We start from the raw sequence: 18779 nt of genomic DNA on the forward strand, positions 1-18779 counted from the left end.
CCAATGTCAGGTGCGGTGAGAGCCCTCGGCCAGCTCGCGCACGAAGGCCAGCACGTCCGCGGGTGGGTCGCCCCGTCCGATCCGCTCGACAATGGCCGAGCCCACGACCACGCCGTCGGCCACGCCGGCAATCGCCTCGGCCGCGGCTGCCGTCTTGATGCCGAAGCCGACCGCCACCGGCAGGTCCGTCTGCGCCTTGATGCGCGCGACGTCGGGCGCGACGTCGGCGGCCTGCGCCTCGGCCGCGCCGGTGATGCCGGTGATCGAGACGTAGTAGACGAAGCCCGACGCGTTGGTCAGCACCTTGGGGAGCCGCCTGTCGTCCGTCGTGGGTGTGGCGAGGCGGATGAAGTTCAGCCCCGCCGCCTGTGCGGGAATGCAGAGCTCGTCGTCCTCCTCCGGCGGCAGGTCCACGACGATCAGCCCGTCGATGCCGGCCTCCGTCGCCTCCTCGAGGAAGCGTGCGACCCCACGGGAGTAGATCGGGTTGTAGTAGCCCATCAGCACGATCGGCGTCGTCGCGTCGTCCTCGCGAAAGGCGCGGACCATGTCGAGCGTGCGCGTCAGCGTCTGTCCACCCGCCAGCGCCCGCTGTCCCGCGCGCTGGATCGTGGGCCCGTCGGCCATCGGGTCGGTGAAGGGCAGGCCCAGCTCGATCACGTCGACCCCCGCCTCGGGCATGCCGCGCATCACCGCGAGCGACGTCTCGGCATCAGGGTCGCCGGCCATTATGTAAGCCACGAACGCCTTGCGCCCGTCCTCCCGCAGTCGCCGGAACGTGTCGTCGATGCGCGTCATGGCTGTCCTCCCCGGTGCGACGCAGGCGCTTTTGCCGCCTCGGCGCCACGGGCGCAACGGGAGACTTTTCCACGCGCAAGGGCGCACCTATCTGTCTGGCCATGAACTATGTCCTGGCGCTTCTCCTGCCCCCGCTGTCGATCCTGCTCGCAGGGCGGCCGATCGTGGCCATCGTCACCTTCCTGATCTGGATCCCCGCGATCATCTTCTCGGGCGGGCTGACCCACCCGATGTTCATCGTGCTGGCGTGGATCCTGATCTACCAGTCCCACGCGGACCGGCGCGAGCGGCGCTACTAGCCCTCGGGCCCGTCGGCCATGATCATCCAGCGCGTGCCATGGCGGTCGGTCAGCGTGCCGAAGCCGGGGGACCAGAAGGTCGGCTCGAACGGCATCCGAACGTCCCCACCGTCGGCGAGCGCGTTGAAGGCCCGGCGCGCCTCGCTTTCTGACGGAAACGACAGCGCGATCGAGCTGCCGTCCATGGGCCGCGTCTCGCCGCTCGGATCGTCGCTGGCATAGAGCCAGCCGTCGCCGACCTTCAGCGCTGCGTGCATCACCGCGTCGGGCGCGACGCCCGGCATCCGGGCGCGCTCCTCCTCCGGCATCGCGGAGAACGGCATGATCTCGGGCTCGCCCGCGCCGAATGTCCGGGCGTAGAACCGCATAGCCTCGGCGCAATCGCCGCGGAAGAAGAGATAGGGGATGGGCTGCATTCGGCGCTCCTCTCGCTCTGCTGACGCGGAGATGAGACGCACGTGAGCCGAGTCGCCGCAAGCGTCCCGCGCTTGCCAAGGCGGAGACCGGCGCATAGACCGCGCCCGGTTCTTCGCACGAGGAGTGATCGCATGGGTTTTCGGATGGGCATCGTCGGGCTGCCGAACGTCGGCAAGTCGACGCTCTTCAACGCGCTGACCCGGACCGCCGCGGCTCAGGCGGCGAACTATCCCTTCTGCACCATCGAGCCGAACGTGGGGGAGGTGGCGGTGCCCGATGCCCGTCTCGAGAAGCTGGCCACGCTGGCCAAGTCCCGGCAGGTGATCCCGACGCGAATGACCTTCGTCGACATCGCGGGGCTGGTGAAGGGCGCCTCGAAGGGCGAGGGGCTCGGCAACCAGTTCCTGGCAAACATCCGCGAGGTGGACGCGATCGCGCACGTCCTGCGCTGCTTCGAGGACGGCGACGTCACCCATGTGGAGGGGCGGATCGATCCGGTCGCCGACGCCGGGACGATCGAGACCGAGTTGATGCTGGCGGACCTCGAGTCGATCGAGCGGCGGATGCAGGGCCTCGTGCGCAAGGTGCGTGGCGGCGACAAGGAGGCGGTGCAGCAGGAGCGGCTCCTGAAGGCGGCGCAGGCGGCACTGGAGGACGGCCGGCCGGCGCGGACGGTCGAGGTGTCCGAGGACGACGCGAAGGCGTGGAAAGGGCTGCAGCTGCTGACCTCGAAGCCGGTGCTCTACGTCTGTAACGTGGCCGAGGACGAGGCGGGGGACGGCAACGCTCAGTCGGCGCGGGTGGCAGAGATGGCGCGGGCGCAGGGCGCGGCGACGGTGGTCATCTCGGCCCGGATCGAGGAAGAGCTGGCGCAGCTCGCCCCCGAGGAGGCGACGGAGTTTCTGGCCGAGCTGGGGCTGGAGGAGCCTGGCCTCGACCGGCTGATCCGCGCGGGCTACGACCTCCTCGGTCTGCAGACCTACTTCACCGTCGGTCCGAAGGAGGCGCGGGCCTGGACGGTGCAGCGGGGGACGCTGGCGCCGCAAGCGGCGGGCGTGATCCACGGCGACTTCGAGCGTGGCTTCATCCGGGCGGAGACGATCGGCTACGACGACTACGTGGCGCTGGGCGGCGAGCAGGGCGCCAAGGAAGCGGGACGGATGCGGGTCGAGGGCAAGAGCTACGAGGTGAAGGACGGCGACGTCCTGCACTTCCTCTTCAACGCCTGAGCCGAAAGGGGGGCGCCGGACCTCGGGCAGGGGACGTGCCCCTGCCGCTCGGCCCGGCGGCGCGGCGTTGCCGCGCGGGACCCGATGACGCCGTCAGGCGTGGATCGGACCGTCGCCGCAGGCCAGCGCCGCCTCGCGCATCGCCTCGGAGTAGGTCGGGTGAGCGTGGCAGGTACGGGCGAGATCCTCGGCCGCGGCGCCGAACTCCATCGCAACGCAGACCTCGTGGATCAGGTCTCCCGCCATCGGGCCGATGACGTGGGCGCCGAGGATGCGGTCGGTCTGCTTGTCCGCGAGGATCTTGACGAAGCCGTCGGCGGCGAAGTTGGCCTTGGCGCGGCCGTTGCCCATGAACGAGAACTTGCCGACCTTGTAGTCGCGTCCCGCCTTCTTGAGTTGCTCTTCCGTCAGGCCGACCATGGCCACCTCGGGGTGGGTGTAAATGACCGACGGGATCACCTCGTAGTTGACGTGGCCGTGCTGGCCGGCCAGCACCTCGGCCACCGCCATCCCCTCGTCCTCGGCCTTGTGGGCGAGCATCGGGCCCTCGATGCAGTCGCCGATGGCGTAGATGCCGTCGACGTTGGTTTGCCAATGGTTCCCGACCTTTATCTGCCCCCGCTCGGTCATCGCGATGCCGAGTTCTTCGGTGCCGAGGCCGGCGGTGAAGGGGCGGCGGCCGGTGGAGACGAGGACGGTCTCGGCCTCCAGCGTCTGCTCGCTGTCGTTCTTGCGGAGCTTGTAGCTGACCGTCGAAGTGTCGCCGCCGGTGTCGACGGACTGGACGGCGGCGCCGAGGACGAAGGTGAGGCCCTGCTTGGCGAGGATCTTCTGGAACTGCTTCTGGACCTCGGGGTCCATGCCGGGGGTGATGTGGTCGAGATACTCGAGCACCGTGACCTTGGCACCGAGGCGGGCGTAGACCGATCCGAGCTCGAGGCCGATGACGCCTGCGCCAATAACCGCAAGTGATTGCGAAATTTTCTTGAGGGCGAGGGCGCCGGTGGAGGTGACGATGCGCTCCTCGTCGACCTCGATTCCGGGAAGGGCGGTGGGCTCGGAGCCGGAGGCGATGACGATGGACTTCGCCTCGTGCGTCTCGTCGCCGACCTTGACCTGGCCCTTGGCGGGGATCGAGGCCCAGCCCTTGATCCAGTCTATCTTGTTCTTCTTGAAGAGGAATTCGATGCCCTTGGTGTTCTGCGCGACCACGTCGTCCTTGTAGGCGAGCATCTTTTCCCAGTCGACCGACGGGGCCTCGCCCATCAGCCCCATCTTCGAAAAATTCGTTTGGGATTCATGCAGTTGCTCGGTGGCGTGCAGGAGCGCCTTGGACGGGATGCAGCCGATGTTGAGGCAAGTGCCGCCCAGCGTGTCGCGCCCCTCGACGCAGGCGGTCTTGAGGCCGAGCTGGGCGCAGCGGATGGCGCAGACGTAGCCGCCGGGGCCGCTGCCGATCACGATGACGTCGTAGGTTGCCATGGGTTCTCCTCCGGCGAGTCTTGCAAAATCTTGCAAGACCTCAGACCCGGTTTTGCAAGTTCGTTCAAGGTTGCGCCCGAGATTTACAAGAGCGCGGCGACGATCATCAGCATCGTGGCGGAGAATCCGACCGACCAGATGACCGACCGCCACGGCACCCAGCCGAGCGCGTAGGCCGGGACGTAGAGCACGCGCGCCGCGAGGTAGAGCCAGGCGCAGGCGGCGGTGAAGGCGGAGCCCTCGCCGGCGAGGGTGACCACAACTACGGCGAGGGTGAAGAGGACGAGCGCCTCGAAGTGGTTGCCGAGGGCGCGGTAGAGGCGCGCGGTGCGGCGGCTGAGCTGCTGCTCGAGGCCGGTCTCGTCGCGGGGGCCGAGCGTCTTGCGCGGTCCGAGCTCGAGATTGGCGGGCACCGACATCAGCACGAATTGCACCCCCTGCAGGAGCCCCGCGAGCGCGAGAACGGTAAGCTCGGGCGTCACGCGGTTTCGAGGAAGGTGCAGGAGCCCAGTGTGCCGCTCAGGCTGGCGTCGGTGCCGAGGTAGGCGGCGGCGCGCTCGCGATCATTGACCTCGAAAAGGGCGAGCATGGTGTCCGGGGCGTCTGCCTCTCGCCAAAGTTGCAGGAGGGTCAACCCGGCGTTGCCGCGGGTCTCCGCCTCCCCGTCGAATTCGGCGCGCCAGTTCCCGTGACGTTGCGTCTCGATGCGGCAGAGGAGTTGCATGTCAGGCCTCCTAAAGGTTTGCGGGGTAGGGTTCCCCTGACTGCCGATGTAGCGCGACGGGGCGTAGATTCGGCACAGTGATGCCGCAGCGAGGAAGGGTAATGATCCGCAAGAGCGACTGCGTCGGAGAGCTTCTGGTCCTGGCGATGGCGCCATGGCTTGCGGAAGATGCGCCGCGGACGGTGGCGCGACCGGCGGACGAACATGCCGCTTCGGAAACGAACCGGACCGTGCCCGCACGGTCCTGACAGAGCGCCCGCGTCAAGAGCAGCGGACCGGCGCGACGAGTAGCGTCTCGGTGTAGCGCGCACCCTGCTGGGCGGTCTCGGACGCAAGCACGTCGTCCGGCGCATCAACCCAGGAACAGCCCGGCATCCCCCTCACATGCGCCCTCGCCAGACGCTTGCGCTCCGAGAGGGCGCGCGGCCGCTCAGGGTTGAACACAAAGAGGTAGAGCAGCGCATCGCCGCCATAGACCTCGTTCGATCGAAAGGCGCGGACGCTGGTGTCGTCACGCATCATCGGCGCGCAGGCCGAGAGGGCGAGCGCGGCGGCGAGGGCGAGCGGTGCCGGGCGGATCACCAACCGCCGCCAGCGTTCAACGCCGGTCCGTGAAGACGTCGGCCGGTGCCGCCAGTTCGCGTCGTTCCCGCCTCAGGTTCGTCCAGTCTCGGCGCCGGGGGCAGCCACCCTGGACCTGCGACGGGCGTCACAGGTCCATCAGCAGGCGGCGAGGGTCCTCGAGCGCTTCCTTGACGCGGACGAGGAAGGTGACGGCGCCCTTGCCGTCGACGATGCGGTGGTCGTAGCTGAGGGCGAGGTACATCATCGGGCGGGGCTTGATCTCGCCCTTGATGACCATCGGGCGCTCCTGGATCTTGTGCATGCCGAGGATGCCCGACTGCGGCGGGTTCAGGATCGGCGAGGACATCAGCGAGCCGTAGACGCCGCCATTCGAGATGGTGAAGGTGCCGCCCTGCATGTCGGCCATGGAAAGCTTGCCATCGCGGGCCTTGGCGCCGAGCTCGTTGATCTTCTTTTCGATCTCGGCGAACGACATGGCGTCGGCGTCGCGCACCACGGGCACCACGAGGCCGGTCGGCGTGCCGACGGCGATGCCCATGTGGACGAAGTGCTTGTAGACGACGTCAGTGCCGTCGATCTCGGCATTGACCTCGGGCACCTCCTTGAGCGCGTGGCAGCAGGCCTTGGTGAAGAACGACATGAAGCCGAGCTTCACGCCGTGCTTCTTCTCGAAGAGGTCCTTGTACGCGCTGCGCAGCGCCATGACCTCGGTCATGTCGACCTCGTTGTAGGTCGTCAGCATCGCGGCGGTGTTCTGCGCGTCCTTCAGCCGGCGGGCGATGGTCTGGCGCAGGCGGGTCATCTTGACCCGCTCCTCGCGGTCGGCGTCCTGGGCGGGGCTGGGGCCGCGGGCGGCGGGCTTGGCCTGCGGCGCCTCGCGCGGCTGCTCGAGCGCGCGGAGCACGTCCTGCTTCATCACGCGGCCCTCGCGGCCGGTGGCCTGCACGTCGTCGCGGGAGAGGTTCTTCTCGGCCATCATCTTTTTGGCCGAGGGCGCGTCCTCGACGTCGCGGCGGTGCTCTGGGGCGGTCTGCGGTTGGCCGGTGGGGGCGGGCGCCTCCTCCTGCGCGGGGGCCGCGGCGGCGGCGGCGCTGCCGGAGGAGAGGACCGCTAGCTTGCCGTTGGCCTGCACCGTGTCGCCCTCGTTCGCGACGATCTCGGCGAGGGTGCCGGCCTGCGGCGCGGGGACCTCGACGCTGACCTTGTCGGTCTCGAGCTCGCAGAGCATCTCGTCCTGCGCGACCTCGTCGCCGACCTTCTTGAACCAGGTGGCGACGGTGGCCTCAGTCACGCTCTCGCCGAGGGTGGGGACCATGACGTCGACCTTGTCACCGCCCCCGGCGGCGGGTTTGGCCTTCTCCGGCTGCGGCGCTTCCGAGGTCTCCTCGGCGGGAGTCTTGCGCTTGTCGCTGCGGGCGCGGGGGCGGGTTTCCTCGGGGCCGGCGCTGCCTTCCTCGGCGATGGTGGCGAGGAGCGCATCGACGCCGACGGTCTCGCCCTCGGCCGCCACGATCTCGCCCATCTCGCCGGCGGCGGGGGAGGGAACCTCGACGGTCACCTTGTCGGTCTCGAGCTCGCAGAGCATCTCGTCGACCTCGACGCGGTCGCCGGGCTTCTTGAACCAGGTGGCGATGGTGGCTTCGGTGACGCTCTCGCCCAGGGTGGGGACGCGGACTTCGATGCTCATGTGACTACCCCTTGATGGTCAGCGCGTCGTCGACGAGCGCGGCTTGTTGTGACTTGTGCTGGCTTGCGAGGCCGGTGGCGGGCGAGGCGCTGGCCGGCCGCCCGGCATAGATCGGGCGCTTGTTCTTCGACTTGATGCGGGTCAGCACCCACTCGACGTTGGGCTCCATGAAGGTCCAGGCGCCCTGGTTCTTGGGCTCTTCCTGGCACCACACGAAGTCGGCGTTCTTGAAGCGCCCGAGCTCGCGCACGAGGCTGAGCGCCGGGAACGGATAGAACTGCTCGACCCGCATCAGGTAGATGTCGTCGATGCCGCGTGCGTCGCGCTCCTCCAGCAGGTCGTAATAGACCTTGCCCGAGCAGAGGACGACGCGGCGGATCTTGTCGTCCGCCTGGAGCTTCGTCTCGCTGTGGCCCTTCTCGGCGTCGTCCCAGAGGATCCGGTGGAAGGACGAGCCGGTGGTGAAGTCGCCGAGGTCGCTGACCGCGAGCTTGTGGCGCAGGAGCGACTTCGGCGTCATCAGCACCAGCGGCTTGCGATAGCTGCGGTGGAGCTGGCGGCGCAGGATGTGGAAGTAGTTGGCGGGCGTGGTGCAGTTCGCGACGATCCAGTTGTCCTCGGCGCATTGCTGCAGGAACCGCTCCAGCCGGGCGGACGAGTGCTCGGGGCCCTGGCCCTCGTAGCCATGCGGCAGCAGCATGACGAGACCCGACATGCGCAACCACTTGCGCTCGCCCGACGAGATGAACTGGTCGAACATGATCTGGGCGCCGTTGGCGAAGTCGCCGAACTGCGCCTCCCACATCACGAGCGCGTTGGGCTCGGCCAGCGAATAGCCGTACTCGAAGCCGAGAACGGCGTATTCGGAGAGCATCGAGTCGATGGCCTCGTAGCGCGCCTGCCCCTCGCGGATGTGGTTCAGCGGGTAGTAGCGGTCCTCGGAGTTCTGGTCGATGAAGGCCGAGTGGCGCTGGCTGAAGGTGCCGCGGGTGGAATCCTGGCCGGCGAGGCGGACGGGATAGCCCTCGAGCAGGAGCGAGCCGAAGGCCAGTGCCTCGGCGGTGGCCCAGTCGAAGCCGTGGCCGCTCTCGAACATCTGCTTCTTGGACTCGAGGAGGCGACCCACCGTGCGGTGAAGACCGAAGCCCTCGGGCGCCGTGGTCAGCGCCCGGCCGATCTCGCGCAGGGTCTTTTCCTTGATGGCGGTCTTGCCGCGCTGGTACTTGTCGCCCTGCCGGTCGAGGTGCGACCAGCGGCCGTCGAGCCAGTCGGCCTTGTTGGGTCGGTACTCGCGGCCGGCCTCGAACTCCTCGCCGAGGAGCTTCTGGAAGTCCTGCTTCATCGTCTCGATCTCGTCCTGGGGGACGAGGCCGTCGGCGACGAGGCGCTCGGAGTAGAGCTCAAGCGTCGTCTTGTGGCCCTTGATGCGGGAGTACATCTCGGGCTGCGTGAACATAGGCTCGTCGCCCTCATTGTGGCCGAAGCGACGATAGCAGAACATGTCGATGACCACGTCCTTGTGGAACTTCTGCCGGAACTCCGTCGCCACCTTGGCGGCGTGGGTGACGGCCTCGGGATCATCGCCGTTGACATGGAAGATCGGCGCCTCGACCATCAGCGCGATGTCCGTCGGGTAGGGCGACGAGCGGCTGAAGGACGGTGCGGTGGTGAACCCGATCTGGTTGTTGACCACGATGTGGATCGTGCCGCCGGTGCGGTGACCGCGCAGGCCGGAGAGGCCGAAGCACTCGGCCACCACGCCCTGGCCCGCGAAGGCGGCGTCGCCGTGCAGGAGAACCGGCAGGACGCCCGAACGCTCCGGGTCTCCCAGCTGGTCCTGCTTCGCCCGCGCCTTGCCCAGGACGACGGGGTTCACCGCCTCGAGGTGCGAGGGGTTGGCGGTCAGCGACAGGTGGACGGTGTTGCCGTCGAACTCGCGGTCCGACGAGGCGCCGAGGTGGTACTTCACGTCGCCCGAGCCGTCGACATCCTCGGGCTTGAAGCTGCCGCCCTGGAACTCGTTGAAGATCGCGCGGTAGGGCTTCGACATCACGTTGGCGAGGACGCTCAGGCGGCCGCGGTGCGGCATCCCGATGACGAGCTCCTGCACGCCGAGGGCGCCGCCGCGCTTGATGATCTGCTCCATCGCCGGAATCAGGCTCTCGCCGCCGTCGAGGCCGAAGCGCTTGGTGCCCATGTACTTGACGTGGAGGAAGCGCTCGAAACCCTCGGCTTCGACCAGCTTGTTGAGGATGGCGCGCCGCCCCTCGCGGGTGAAGCTGACCTCCTTGCCGTAGCCCTCGATCCGCTCCTTGAGCCAGGCGGCCTCGTCGGGGTTCGAGATGTGCATGTACTGGAGCGCGAAGGTGCCGCAGTAGGTGCGCCGCACGATCTCGAGGATCTCGCGCAGCGGCGCCACCTCGAGCCCGAGGACGTTGTCAATGAAGATCGGCCGGTCCATGTCGGCCTCGGTGAAGCCGTAGCTGGCGGGGTCGAGCTCGGGGTGGGGAGTGACCTGGCGCATCCCCAGCGGGTCGAGGTCCGCGACGAGGTGCCCGCGGATCCGGTAGGCGCGGATGATCATCAGCGCGCGGATCGAGTCGAGGACGGCGCGCTTCACGTCGTCGTCGGTGAGGCTGACGCCCTTTTCGGCGGCCTTGGCGGAGATCTTCTCGCCGGCGGCGCGCGCCTCGCGCATCCACTGGCCGTCGAGCGCGGCGGTCAGCTCGTCCGAAGGCGCAGGCGGCCAGTCGGGGCGAGACCAGGAGGGCCCCTTCGCCTCTGCCGCCACGGCGCTCCGATCGTCGCCGAGCTGGCGGAAGAACTCCGCCCAGCTCTCGTCGACTGCATTCGGATCGTCGGCAAAGCGAGCGTGGAGCTGCTCGATGTATTCCGAATTGTGCCCTTGGAGAAAGGACGAGGCGCGGAAGATGTCGTTGGAGGACTGGTCGGTCATTGGGCTACCTTCGAGGCTCGGCTCGGCTGGTCGTGGGCTGGCGCGGGTTCGCTCGGGTCAACGCGGGCACTCCGGACGCGGGTCCGCGCCGAGTCGGACGGCTGCGCTGGCGGAGCGGGAATCGCCCTTGGGTCTTTGGCTCGGTACTCCCCCGCGCGAGCGGCGTGAAGGGTCTCTCTCGCCCGACGCATCACAACGCCTCGCCCGGCGCCGGGCCGAAGCGGTTGGGGCCGGGCTGCGACGGGCGGGTCAGCCACCAGAGCACGAGGAGGGGCGAAATCACGAAGACGAGGAGCGCGACGACGAGGACGAGGCCGACGACCCCCTGGAAGGCCTGGCTTTCGAGCCCGACCGCGCCGGTGGCGCCGGCGAAGGTGGCGATACCGACCATGACGATCAGCGGGTAGACGAGGTGGAGCCCGGAGCGGCCGGTGTCGTGCATCCGGCGCCATCCGGCGGCGATGCCGGGCAGCAGGGTGGCGAGCTTGAAGACGCCCGCGACGGGCCCGGAGCCGGCCTCGGGCGCGCCGTCAGCCACGGTTGGGTCTCCGCCAAAGAGAGCGGCGTCGACGACGCCGGCCACCGCAGAGGCCAGGATCAGGAACAGCACGAACCACCAATATTCCGAGCGGGTCGCGCGTCCCGAGAAGGTGGCGTATTTGCGTAGGCACGTCCTGACCGCCTCAGCGAACCTCATGTCACCCGATGGCTTTGACCACCGCTTCCCCGAGGCCGGCGGGGCTGTCCGCCACGACGATACCGGCCTCCTTCATCGCCGCGATCTTCGATTCCGCGTCGCCCTTGCCGCCGGCGACGATTGCGCCCGCATGGCCCATGCGCCGGCCCTTGGGGGCGGTGCGGCCGGCGATGAAGCCGGCTGTGGGCTTCCAGCGGCCCGCCTTGCGCTCGTCGGCGAGGAACTGCGCGGCCTCCTCCTCGGCGGTGCCGCCGATCTCGCCGATCATGATGATCGCTTGCGTCTCGTCGTCGGCGAGGAACCATTCCAGCACGTCGATATGCTCGGTCCCCTTGATCGGATCGCCGCCGATGCCGACGCAGGTCGACTGGCCGAGGCCGACATCGGTGGTCTGCTTGACCGCCTCGTAGGTGAGCGTGCCCGAGCGGGAGACGACGCCGACCTTGCCGCGCTTGTGGATGTGGCCGGGCATGATGCCGATCTTGCAGGCGTCGGGCGTGATGACGCCCGGGCAGTTCGGCCCGATCAGCGTGGTGCCCGAGCCGTCGAGCGCGCGCTTGACCTTCATCATGTCGAGGACCGGGATGCCCTCGGTGATGCAGACCACGAGCGGGATCCTCGCGTCGATCGCCTCGAGGATCGAGTCGGCGGCGAAGGGGGGCGGGACGTAGATGACGCTGGCGTTCGCGCCCGTCTTCGCCACCGCCTCGTGGCACGAGTCGAAGACCGGCAGGTCGAGATGGGTCTGCCCGCCCTTGCCGGGCGTCACGCCGCCGACCATCCGCGTGCCGTAGGCGATGGCCTGCTCGGAATGGAAGGTGCCCTGCGAGCCGGTGAAGCCCTGGCAGATCACCTTGGTGTCTTTGTCGACGAGTACGGCCATCCAGGCGCTCCTCTGCGGTCTAGTCTGATTGCGGTGGCGTGAGCGGCGCGGCATCGGCCGAGGCGACGATGGCGACGCTTCCTGTCTCTCTCTCGGCGACCTCGATCTGGACCAGCACGTCATCTTCGGTATTGGTCTGCCAGAGGCGCCCCTTCTCCAACGCCGTCGGCTCCAAGTCGCCGAAGCGGCGCCGGATGGCCGGCTCGATCTCGGCCAGCAGGCGGGGCAGGTAGGCCTCGTCGGCCTGCGGGGCGCGCAGCTCGCAGGCGAAGAAGTTCGGCTGCGCGGTCAGGATCATCGTCGGCCCGGCCCCGTGCGCATAGATCACGGTTCGCCCGAGGCGGGAGCGCACTTCGAAGCCCTCGGCCTGCACGCCCTCACTGGCGTCCGGCGTCGCGCGGATGCAGACGCGCATCGCGAGCTCGGCCAGTTCGGACGGCGGAATGGCCTGAGCCGCCGCCGGCGCGACCCAGGCGCAGAAAGCCGCCGCAGACAGGGCCGCGGCATGCGGCGCGCGTCCGAAGATCTTCCGTGCTGCTGCAACAACCATGACCATTCCTCCCCGTGGTGACCCGCGGCTCGTCCTCGATCAGCCGTTGACCGCCTTGACCACCTTGTCGGCGGCGTCGGCGAGGTCGTCGGCGGCGATGACGTTGAGGCCGGAGGTCTTGATGATCTCCTTGCCCTTCTCGACGTTGGTGCCCTCGAGCCGGACGACGAGCGGTACCTCGAGGCCCACTTCCTTGACCGCGGCGACCACGCCCTCGGCGATGACGTCGCAGCGCATGATGCCGCCAAAAATGTTTACGAGGATGCCCTTCACGTTCTTGTCCGACGTGATGATCTTGAAGGCCTCGGTGACCTTTTCCTTGGTGGCGCTGCCGCCGACGTCGAGGAAGTTGGCGGGGGCCGAGCCGTAGAGCTTGATGATGTCCATCGTCGCCATGGCAAGGCCGGCGCCGTTGACCATGCAGCCGATCTCGCCGTCGAGAGCGATGTAGTTGAGGTCGTACTTGGAGGCCTGGAGTTCCTTGGCGTCTTCCTCGGATTCGTCGCGCAGGCTCGCGATCTCCTGCTGGCGGTAGAGGGCGTTGCCGTCGAAGCCCATCTTGGCGTCGAGACATTTGAGGTCGCCCTCGTCGGTCACGATCAGCGGGTTGATCTCGACCATCTCGGCGTCCTTCTCGACGAAGAGACGGTAGAGCATGCCCATGAGCGCGACGCACTGCTTGACCTGCTTTCCCTCGAGCCCCAACGCATAGGCGATGCGGCGGCCGTGGAACGGCTGGTAGCCGGTCACCGGGTCGACGGAGAAGGAGAGGATGCGGTCCGGCGTGGAGGCGGCGACCTCCTCGATGTCCATGCCGCCCTCGGTCGAGCAGACGAAGGAGATGCGGGAGGTCTGCCGGTCGACGAGGAGGGCGAGGTAGAGCTCGCGCGAGATGCCGGAGCCGTCCTCGATGTAGACGCGGCCGACCTGCTTGCCCTCCGGGCCGGTCTGATGCGTGACGAGAGTGCGGCCGAGCATCCGCCGGGCCTCGTCGGAGGCTTCCTCGACGGACTTGGTGAGGCGAACGCCGCCCTTTTCGCCCGCGTCAGGCTCCTTGAAGCTGCCCTTGCCGCGGCCGCCGGCGTGGATCTGCGCCTTGACCACCCAGACGGGGCCGTCGAGCTCACCCGCGGCGGTCTTGGCTTCCTCGGCGCGGGTGACGATGCGGCCGTCGCTGACCGGAGCGCCGTAGCTGCGCAGGAGCGACTTGGCCTGGTACTCGTGGATGTTCATCTCCGGCCCCCGTTCGGTGTTGTCGCCGGGTGCAATGCCACGTGCGCGCCGTAAAAGAAAGGGCAACTCCGCGCGTTTGCAGGAACAAACCGAGGGAGTCGCCGGGTTCCCAGCCGTCGCGCGCCCCGTCGGCGCCGCAAAGGGCAGCGGGCCGGCCGCCGTGCTGGCGGCCGGCCCGCGGCGGCAGCGACCTATGGCGAACGCTATATCAGTTCAGGCCTTCGTCGATGCCCTTGCAGGCGTCCACCAGGCCGCGCACCGCGTCGACGGAGTTCGAGAACATGGACTGCTCGTCCTTGTTGAGCTCGATGGCCACGACGCGCTCCACCCCGCCGGCGCCGATGATCGTCGGCACGCCGACATACATCCCCTTGAGTCCGTAGGCGCCTTCGACCCAAGCGGCGCAGGGCAGCAGGCGCTTCTGGTCCTTGAGGTAGGCCTCGGCCATCTCGATGGCGCTGGTCGCGGGGGCGTAGAAGGCCGAGCCGGTCTTGAGGAGGCCGACGATTTCGGCGCCGCCGTCACGGGTGCGCTGCACCACCGCGTCGAGCCGCTCCTGCGTGATCCAGCCCATCTTGACGAGGTCGGGCAGGGGAATGCCGCCGACGGTGGAGTAGCGGGTGAGCGGCACCATCGTGTCGCCGTGGCCGCCCAGGACGAAGGCGGTGACGTCGCGCATGGAGACGTCGAACTCGAGGCTGAGGAAGTGGCGGAAGCGGGCCGAGTCGAGCACGCCCGCCATGCCCACGACCTTCTCGTGCGGCAGGCCGGAGTATTCGCGCAGCGCCCAGACCATGGCGTCAAGCGGGTTGGTGATGCAGATGACGAAGGCGTCGGGCGCGTTGGCCTTTATGCCCTCGCCCACGGCCTTCATGACCTTGAGATTGATGCCGAGAAGGTCGTCGCGGCTCATCCCGGGCTTGCGCGGGACGCCGGCGGTGACGATGCAGACATCGGCGCCGGCGATGTCGGCATAGTCGTTGGTGCCGGTCACGGCGGCGTCGAACTTTTCCGACGGGCCGGACTCGGCGATGTCGAGCGCCTTGCCCTGCGGCGTGCCCTCGGCGATGTCGAAGAGGACGACGTCGCCCAGCTCCTTCATCGCCGCGAGATGGGCGAGCGTGCCGCCGATCTGTCCGGCGCCGATCAGCGCGATCTTGGGTCTGGCCATCTGGAAGGCTCCTCTCAGCATGCGATTTCGCGATGGCCTAGTCCCTCGCGCGCGGTCGCGCAAGCTTGCCCCTCGGTCCGCCGTGCGGCTTACGGCGGACGTTGGGATCGGCTAGGCGAGGCGCAGGTATCTGGTTGGGAGGGCGGGCTTGGAGGCGGGGTTCTACTGGTTCGCCGTGCCGGCGGTGCTGTTCGCGGGCATCTCGAAGGGCGGCTTCGGCTCCGGCGCCGCGTTCGCGGCGTCGGCTATCCTGGCGCTGGTGGTCGATCCGGGCACGGCGCTCGGTGTGATGCTGCCGATGCTGATGCTGATGGACGTGGCCGCTCTGCGGCCATATTGGCGACGCTGGCGGTGGCGCGACGCGCGGGTGCTGATCGCGGGATCGGTGCCGGGCGTGGCGCTGGGCGCGCTGCTCTGGCGGGTGGCGGACGAGGACCTGATCCGGCTGCTGATCGGCCTCGTCGCGCTTTTCTTCGTCGCTTGGCAGCTGGCGCGGATGCGGGGGCTGGTGCGGATCCGGCAGGTCGAGGCGCCGGGGTGGCTCGGGCTCCTCGCCGGGCTGGCGGCGGGCTTCACCAGCTTCGTCAGCCATGCGGGCGGTCCGCCGGTCGCGGTATACCTGCTGGCGCAGGGGGCGACCAAGACCGCGTACCAGGCGACGACGGTGCTCGTTTTCTGGGCCGTCAACCTCCTCAAGGTCGTGCCCTACGCGCTCCTGGGGATATTCACCGCGCAGACCCTGGCGGCGAACCTGGTGCTCGTCCCGGTGGCGTTGGCGGGCGTGTGGATCGGGGTGCGGGCGCACCGGCTGGTGCCGGAGACCCTTTTCTTCGCGATAACCTACGCGCTCCTGTCGTTGACCGGCGCCAAGCTGGTCTGGGAGGCGCTGACCTAGGCGGGGTCGCCCGCGGGCTCGCTCAGCGCTTCGAATGCCGTTCCGACGGCGACGACGCAGGAGAGGCCCGAGGGCGAGGTGGCGAGTATGGTCCAGGTGCCGGTGTCGCCCGAGGCGAAGACCTCGACTATCCGGTTGCCGCGGCCGAGGCCGACCGACTGCCGGATCTCACCCCAGCGGTCCGAGAGCTTCTGCAGCACGATCTCGCGCGGCGCGCAGGTGGTGGTTTCCTGGGACAGTGCATTCTGGGCGGTGAGCGCGAGCGCGCCGAAGCCCAGCGACATCATGAAGACGTGGCGGTTCATGACGGATCTCCAGTTGGCAGCACGGTCCGCAGCGGACCGCACGCTCAGGTTGAGTGCGGTCGGGTAAACGGCGCTGAAGGAAGCGTGCGGTGGGTGTTGCGCGGGTGCCTTTCGCACTTGCGGAAACAGGCGGCGCATGTTGGGCTTGGCCAAGCCCAACGGGGGACAGGATGGATCACGCGGCCCGGCCCTGGCGCTCGGTTCTCTATATCCCAGCGTCGAAGGAGCGTGCGCTGGACAAGGCGCGCGGCCTTGCCTGTGACGCCATCATCTTCGACCTCGAGGATGCCGTTGCGCCGGACGAGAAGGCCGCGGCGCGGCAGACGCTGGCGGCCGCGTTGGACGCCGGGGGCTATGGCGCGCGGGCGAAGCTGATTCGGGTGAATGCCGCGGAGACCGAGTGGGGCGCGGACGATCTGGCGGCGGCGGCGAAGGTGCCGGTCGAGGCGGTGCTGCTGCCCAAGGTCATCGCGCCCGAGGACGTGGAGGCGGCCGCGCGGGTGCTCGACGCGGCGGGCTCGGACGCCGCCATCTGGACGATGATCGAGACGCCGGCGGGCGTGCTGAACGCGGCCGCCATCGCGCGGGCGCCGCTCATGGGCGGCTTCGTCATGGGCACGAACGACCTCGCAAAGGAGCTTGGCTGTCTGCACCGGGCGGACCGTCTGCCGCTGATGTTCGCGCTGCAGGCCTGCCTGATGGCGGCGCGTGGGGCGGGGATTGTCTGCGTCGACGGCGTCTACAACGCCTTCCGCGACGAGGCGGGGCTGGCCGAGGAGTGCCGGCAGGGCCGCGAGCTGGGCATGGACGGCAAGACGCTGATCCACCCGTCGCAGCTCGAGACCGCGAACCGCATCTTCGCTCCGTCGGAGGACGAGGTGGCGACGGCGCGGGCGCAGATCGAGGCATTCGAGGGCGCGATGGCGCGGGGCGAGGGCGTGGCGGTCCTCGACGGGCGCATCGTCGAAAACCTGCACGTGGAGACGGCGCGCGCGACGCTGGCGCGGGCCGAGGCGATCTCACGGATGGCGACGGCATGATCTGGCTGATCCTCGGGCTTGCGCTCTGGTGGGGCGCGCACCTCTTCAAACGGGTGGCGCCGGACGCCCGCTCGGCGATGGCCGAGCGGATGGGAGACCGCGCGAAGGGGATCTTCGCGGTGCTGCTCGTCCTCTCGGTCGTGCTGATGGTAATCGGCTATCGGAGCGCCGAGGGCGCCTTCTTCTGGGGCCGCAGCCAGGCACTGGTCGGGATCAACAACCTCTTGGTGCTGATCGGCTTCTACCTCTTCGCGGCGGCGGGGATGAAGACGCGCGTGACCCGGCTGACGCGCCATCCGCAGCTGATCGGCTTTTCGCTCTGGGCGGTGGGGCACCTGCTGGTGAACGGCGACGTGCCGTCGCTGATCCTGTTCGGCGGCCTCCTAGTCTGGGCGCTAGTGGAGATGGTGCTGATCAATCGGGCGGAGCCGGCCTGGACGCCGCCGCCGCCCGCACCGATCTCCAAGGAGATAAGGGCGGTGGTCGGCGGGATCGTGCTCTACGTCGTGGTCGCGCTGATCCATGGCTGGCTCGGCTACTGGCCCTTCGGGTGAGGCGATGACGCGGCTCTACAGACTGCTCACGGGCGAGGACAACTCGGCCTTCTGCCACAAGGTCAGCGCGGCCTTGTCCAAGGGGTGGGAGCTGCACGGCGCGCCCGCCTACGCGTGGGACCACGCCAACGGCGTGATGCGCTGCGCGCAGGCGGTGACGAAGGAAGTGCCGACCGACTATGACCCGTCGATGAAGCTGGGCGAGCAGTGAGTCGGGGGCGGTTCTTCGAGGACTTCCATCTGGGCGAGACGATCCGACATGCCGTGCCGCGCACCCTGACGCAGGGGGAGCGGGCGCTCTACCACGCGCTCTACCCCGCGCGGCACGCTCTGGCCTCGTCCGACACGTTCGCCGCCGAGTGCGGGCTGGAGCCCGCGCCGCTCGACGAGTGGATCGTGTTTCACACCGTCTTCGGCAAGACGGTGCCCGACATCAGCCTGAACGCGGTCGCCAACCTCGGCTATGCCGAGGGGCGGTGGCTGGCGCCGGTGCATCCGGGCGACACGCTGAGGGCCGAGAGCGAGGTGATCGGCCTGAGGCAGAACTCGAACGGGCGGAGCGGCGTGGTCTACGTCCGCACCACCGGCCTCAACCAGCGCGACGACCGGGTGCTGAGCTACGTCCGGTGGGTCATGGTGCGCAGGCGCGAGGAGGGCGGCGAGGCGCCGGAGCCGGTGGTGCCGAAGTTGGCCCCGGCGGTGCTGCCGGCGGACCTGGTGCTGCCCTGGGGCCTCGACTTCGACGACTACGACTTCGAGATGGCGGGCGACACTCGGCGTTGGGCCGACTACGCCGTCGGCGAGGTCGTCGACCACGCCGACGCGGTGACGGTCGAGGAGGCGGAGCACATGATGGCGACGCGCCTGTGGCAGAACACCGCGCGGGTGCATTTCGACGCGGGCAGCCGGCCGGACGGGCGGCGGCTCGTCTATGGCGGACACGTCGTCAGCCTTGCGCGGGCGCTCTCGTTCAATGGCCTTGCCAACGCGCAACCCGTGCTGGCGCTGAACGCGGGCAGCCATGTCGCCCCCTGCTTCGCGGGCGACACGGTGACGGCTTGGTCCGAGGTGCTGGACCGCGCCGAACTCGACGCGCCGGGGGCGGGGGCACTGCGCCTGCGGCTGGTTGCCGCGCGGGCGGGCACCGAGCCGGGGCCGGTGCTGGGCGAGGATGGGCGCTATCGTGACGGGGTGCTCCTCGACCTCGACATCTGGGCGGCCTGCCCCGTCTAGCCACAGCTTCGTGTGCAGCCGCGGCATTTTTTCCCGGCGCA

General features: G+C 68.9%; 22 protein-coding genes. 8 read left to right on the top strand and 14 right to left on the bottom strand.

From position 1 onward, the window contains the following. Positions 1–6: 6 nt before the first annotated feature. Positions 7–798: a tryptophan synthase subunit alpha gene (gene trpA, locus JM664_RS09855; protein ID WP_227419729.1), complete on the bottom strand. Its 792-nt coding sequence runs from the start codon at positions 796–798 to the stop codon at positions 7–9. A 101-nt stretch (positions 799–899) separates the two neighbouring features. Between trpA and JM664_RS09860 the strand changes: the two genes are divergently transcribed. Beyond that, complete coding sequence (locus JM664_RS09860; RefSeq protein ID WP_227419730.1) at positions 900–1097, top strand: hypothetical protein; 198 nt, start codon at positions 900–902, stop codon at positions 1095–1097. Here the strand turns inward: JM664_RS09860 and JM664_RS09865 are convergent. Further along, positions 1094–1513 carry a VOC family protein gene (locus JM664_RS09865; protein ID WP_227419731.1) on the bottom strand — a complete coding sequence of 140 codons (420 nt, stop codon included), beginning with the start codon at positions 1511–1513 and terminating at the stop codon, positions 1094–1096. The two genes, JM664_RS09860 and JM664_RS09865, sit on opposite strands and share 4 nt — an antisense overlap. 132 nt (positions 1514–1645) lie before the next feature. Here JM664_RS09865 and ychF point away from each other — a divergent pair, with 132 nt between their 5' ends. Continuing rightward, positions 1646–2743: a redox-regulated ATPase YchF gene (ychF, locus tag JM664_RS09870; RefSeq protein ID WP_227419732.1), complete on the top strand. Its 1098-nt coding sequence runs from the start codon at positions 1646–1648 to the stop codon at positions 2741–2743. 93 nt (positions 2744–2836) lie between these two features. On the opposite strand, the gene lpdA is transcribed toward ychF, so the two are convergent. The 3 genes from lpdA to JM664_RS09885 all read right to left on the bottom strand — a co-directional run bounded on the left by lpdA (position 2837) and on the right by JM664_RS09885 (position 4949). After that, complete coding sequence (lpdA, locus tag JM664_RS09875) at positions 2837–4225, bottom strand: dihydrolipoyl dehydrogenase (RefSeq protein WP_227419733.1); 1389 nt, start codon at positions 4223–4225, stop codon at positions 2837–2839. An 83-nt stretch (positions 4226–4308) separates the two neighbouring features. After that, the gene (locus JM664_RS09880; protein WP_227419734.1) at positions 4309–4707 is read right to left on the bottom strand and encodes an MAPEG family protein; all 399 of its coding nucleotides are present in this window, start codon (positions 4705–4707) and stop codon (positions 4309–4311) included. Then, entirely contained in the window at positions 4704–4949 is a 246-nt protein-coding gene (locus JM664_RS09885; protein ID WP_227419735.1) for a hypothetical protein, read from the bottom strand. The genes JM664_RS09880 and JM664_RS09885 overlap by 4 nt, the downstream gene beginning before the upstream one ends. 101 nt (positions 4950–5050) lie before the next feature. Between JM664_RS09885 and JM664_RS09890 the strand changes: the two genes are divergently transcribed. Continuing rightward, positions 5051–5197, top strand: a complete 147-nt coding sequence (locus JM664_RS09890; RefSeq protein WP_227419736.1) for a hypothetical protein — start codon at positions 5051–5053, stop codon at positions 5195–5197. Between the two features lie 13 nt (positions 5198–5210). Here JM664_RS09890 and JM664_RS09895 read toward each other — a convergent pair whose 3' ends face one another. The 8 genes from JM664_RS09895 to mdh form a co-directional block, all read right to left on the bottom strand. After that, on the bottom strand, positions 5211–5531 hold the full coding sequence (locus JM664_RS09895) for a hypothetical protein (protein ID WP_227419737.1): 321 nt from the start codon (positions 5529–5531) through the stop codon (positions 5211–5213). Positions 5532–5658: 127 nt separating this feature from the next. Next, positions 5659–7221 (bottom strand): 2-oxoglutarate dehydrogenase complex dihydrolipoyllysine-residue succinyltransferase, encoded by a 1563-nt coding sequence (gene odhB, locus JM664_RS09900; RefSeq protein WP_227419738.1) that lies wholly within the window; start codon positions 7219–7221, stop codon positions 5659–5661. A 4-nt stretch (positions 7222–7225) separates the two neighbouring features. Then, entirely contained in the window at positions 7226–10177 is a 2952-nt protein-coding gene (locus JM664_RS09905) for a 2-oxoglutarate dehydrogenase E1 component (RefSeq protein WP_227419739.1), read from the bottom strand. A gap of 190 nt (positions 10178–10367) precedes the next feature. Further along, complete coding sequence (locus JM664_RS09910) at positions 10368–10874, bottom strand: DUF805 domain-containing protein (protein WP_227419740.1); 507 nt, start codon at positions 10872–10874, stop codon at positions 10368–10370. 1 nt (position 10875) lies between these two features. Beyond that, positions 10876–11757 (bottom strand): succinate--CoA ligase subunit alpha, encoded by an 882-nt coding sequence (gene sucD / locus JM664_RS09915; RefSeq protein ID WP_227419741.1) that lies wholly within the window; start codon positions 11755–11757, stop codon positions 10876–10878. A 19-nt stretch (positions 11758–11776) separates the two neighbouring features. Beyond that, entirely contained in the window at positions 11777–12307 is a 531-nt protein-coding gene (locus tag JM664_RS09920; RefSeq protein WP_227419742.1) for a hypothetical protein, read from the bottom strand. A gap of 39 nt (positions 12308–12346) precedes the next feature. Beyond that, the gene (gene sucC, locus JM664_RS09925; protein ID WP_227419743.1) at positions 12347–13540 is read right to left on the bottom strand and encodes an ADP-forming succinate--CoA ligase subunit beta; all 1194 of its coding nucleotides are present in this window, start codon (positions 13538–13540) and stop codon (positions 12347–12349) included. A gap of 208 nt (positions 13541–13748) precedes the next feature. Then, positions 13749–14711 (bottom strand): malate dehydrogenase, encoded by a 963-nt coding sequence (gene mdh / locus JM664_RS09930; protein WP_227419744.1) that lies wholly within the window; start codon positions 14709–14711, stop codon positions 13749–13751. 148 nt (positions 14712–14859) lie between these two features. On the opposite strand from mdh, the gene JM664_RS09935 reads away from it, so the two are divergent. Further along, on the top strand, positions 14860–15606 hold the full coding sequence (locus tag JM664_RS09935) for a sulfite exporter TauE/SafE family protein (RefSeq protein WP_227419745.1): 747 nt from the start codon (positions 14860–14862) through the stop codon (positions 15604–15606). Here JM664_RS09935 and JM664_RS09940 read toward each other — a convergent pair. Beyond that, on the bottom strand, positions 15603–15911 hold the full coding sequence (locus tag JM664_RS09940) for a hypothetical protein (protein ID WP_227419746.1): 309 nt from the start codon (positions 15909–15911) through the stop codon (positions 15603–15605). The genes JM664_RS09935 and JM664_RS09940 overlap by 4 nt on opposite strands. A gap of 170 nt (positions 15912–16081) precedes the next feature. Here JM664_RS09940 and JM664_RS09945 point away from each other — a divergent pair, with 170 nt between their 5' ends. From JM664_RS09945 to JM664_RS09960, 4 genes are read left to right on the top strand one after another with little or no spacing between them, the layout of a single operon-like run. Continuing rightward, the gene (locus JM664_RS09945; RefSeq protein WP_227419747.1) at positions 16082–16951 is read left to right on the top strand and encodes an HpcH/HpaI aldolase/citrate lyase family protein; all 870 of its coding nucleotides are present in this window, start codon (positions 16082–16084) and stop codon (positions 16949–16951) included. Further along, a complete protein-coding gene (locus tag JM664_RS09950) occupies positions 16948–17505 on the top strand; it encodes an NnrU family protein (protein ID WP_227419748.1) in 558 nt (185 codons plus the stop codon). The genes JM664_RS09945 and JM664_RS09950 overlap by 4 nt, the downstream gene beginning before the upstream one ends. 4 nt (positions 17506–17509) lie before the next feature. Next, a complete protein-coding gene (locus JM664_RS09955) occupies positions 17510–17716 on the top strand; it encodes a DUF1737 domain-containing protein (RefSeq protein WP_227419749.1) in 207 nt (68 codons plus the stop codon). Next, positions 17713–18738, top strand: a complete 1026-nt coding sequence (locus tag JM664_RS09960; protein WP_227419750.1) for a MaoC family dehydratase — start codon at positions 17713–17715, stop codon at positions 18736–18738. The genes JM664_RS09955 and JM664_RS09960 overlap by 4 nt, the downstream gene beginning before the upstream one ends. Positions 18739–18779: the final 41 nt, after the last annotated feature.

The sequence above is a fragment of the Roseitranquillus sediminis genome (genome assembly GCF_016918935.1).
GTDB lineage: Bacteria > Pseudomonadota > Alphaproteobacteria > Rhodobacterales > Rhodobacteraceae > Roseitranquillus > Roseitranquillus sediminis.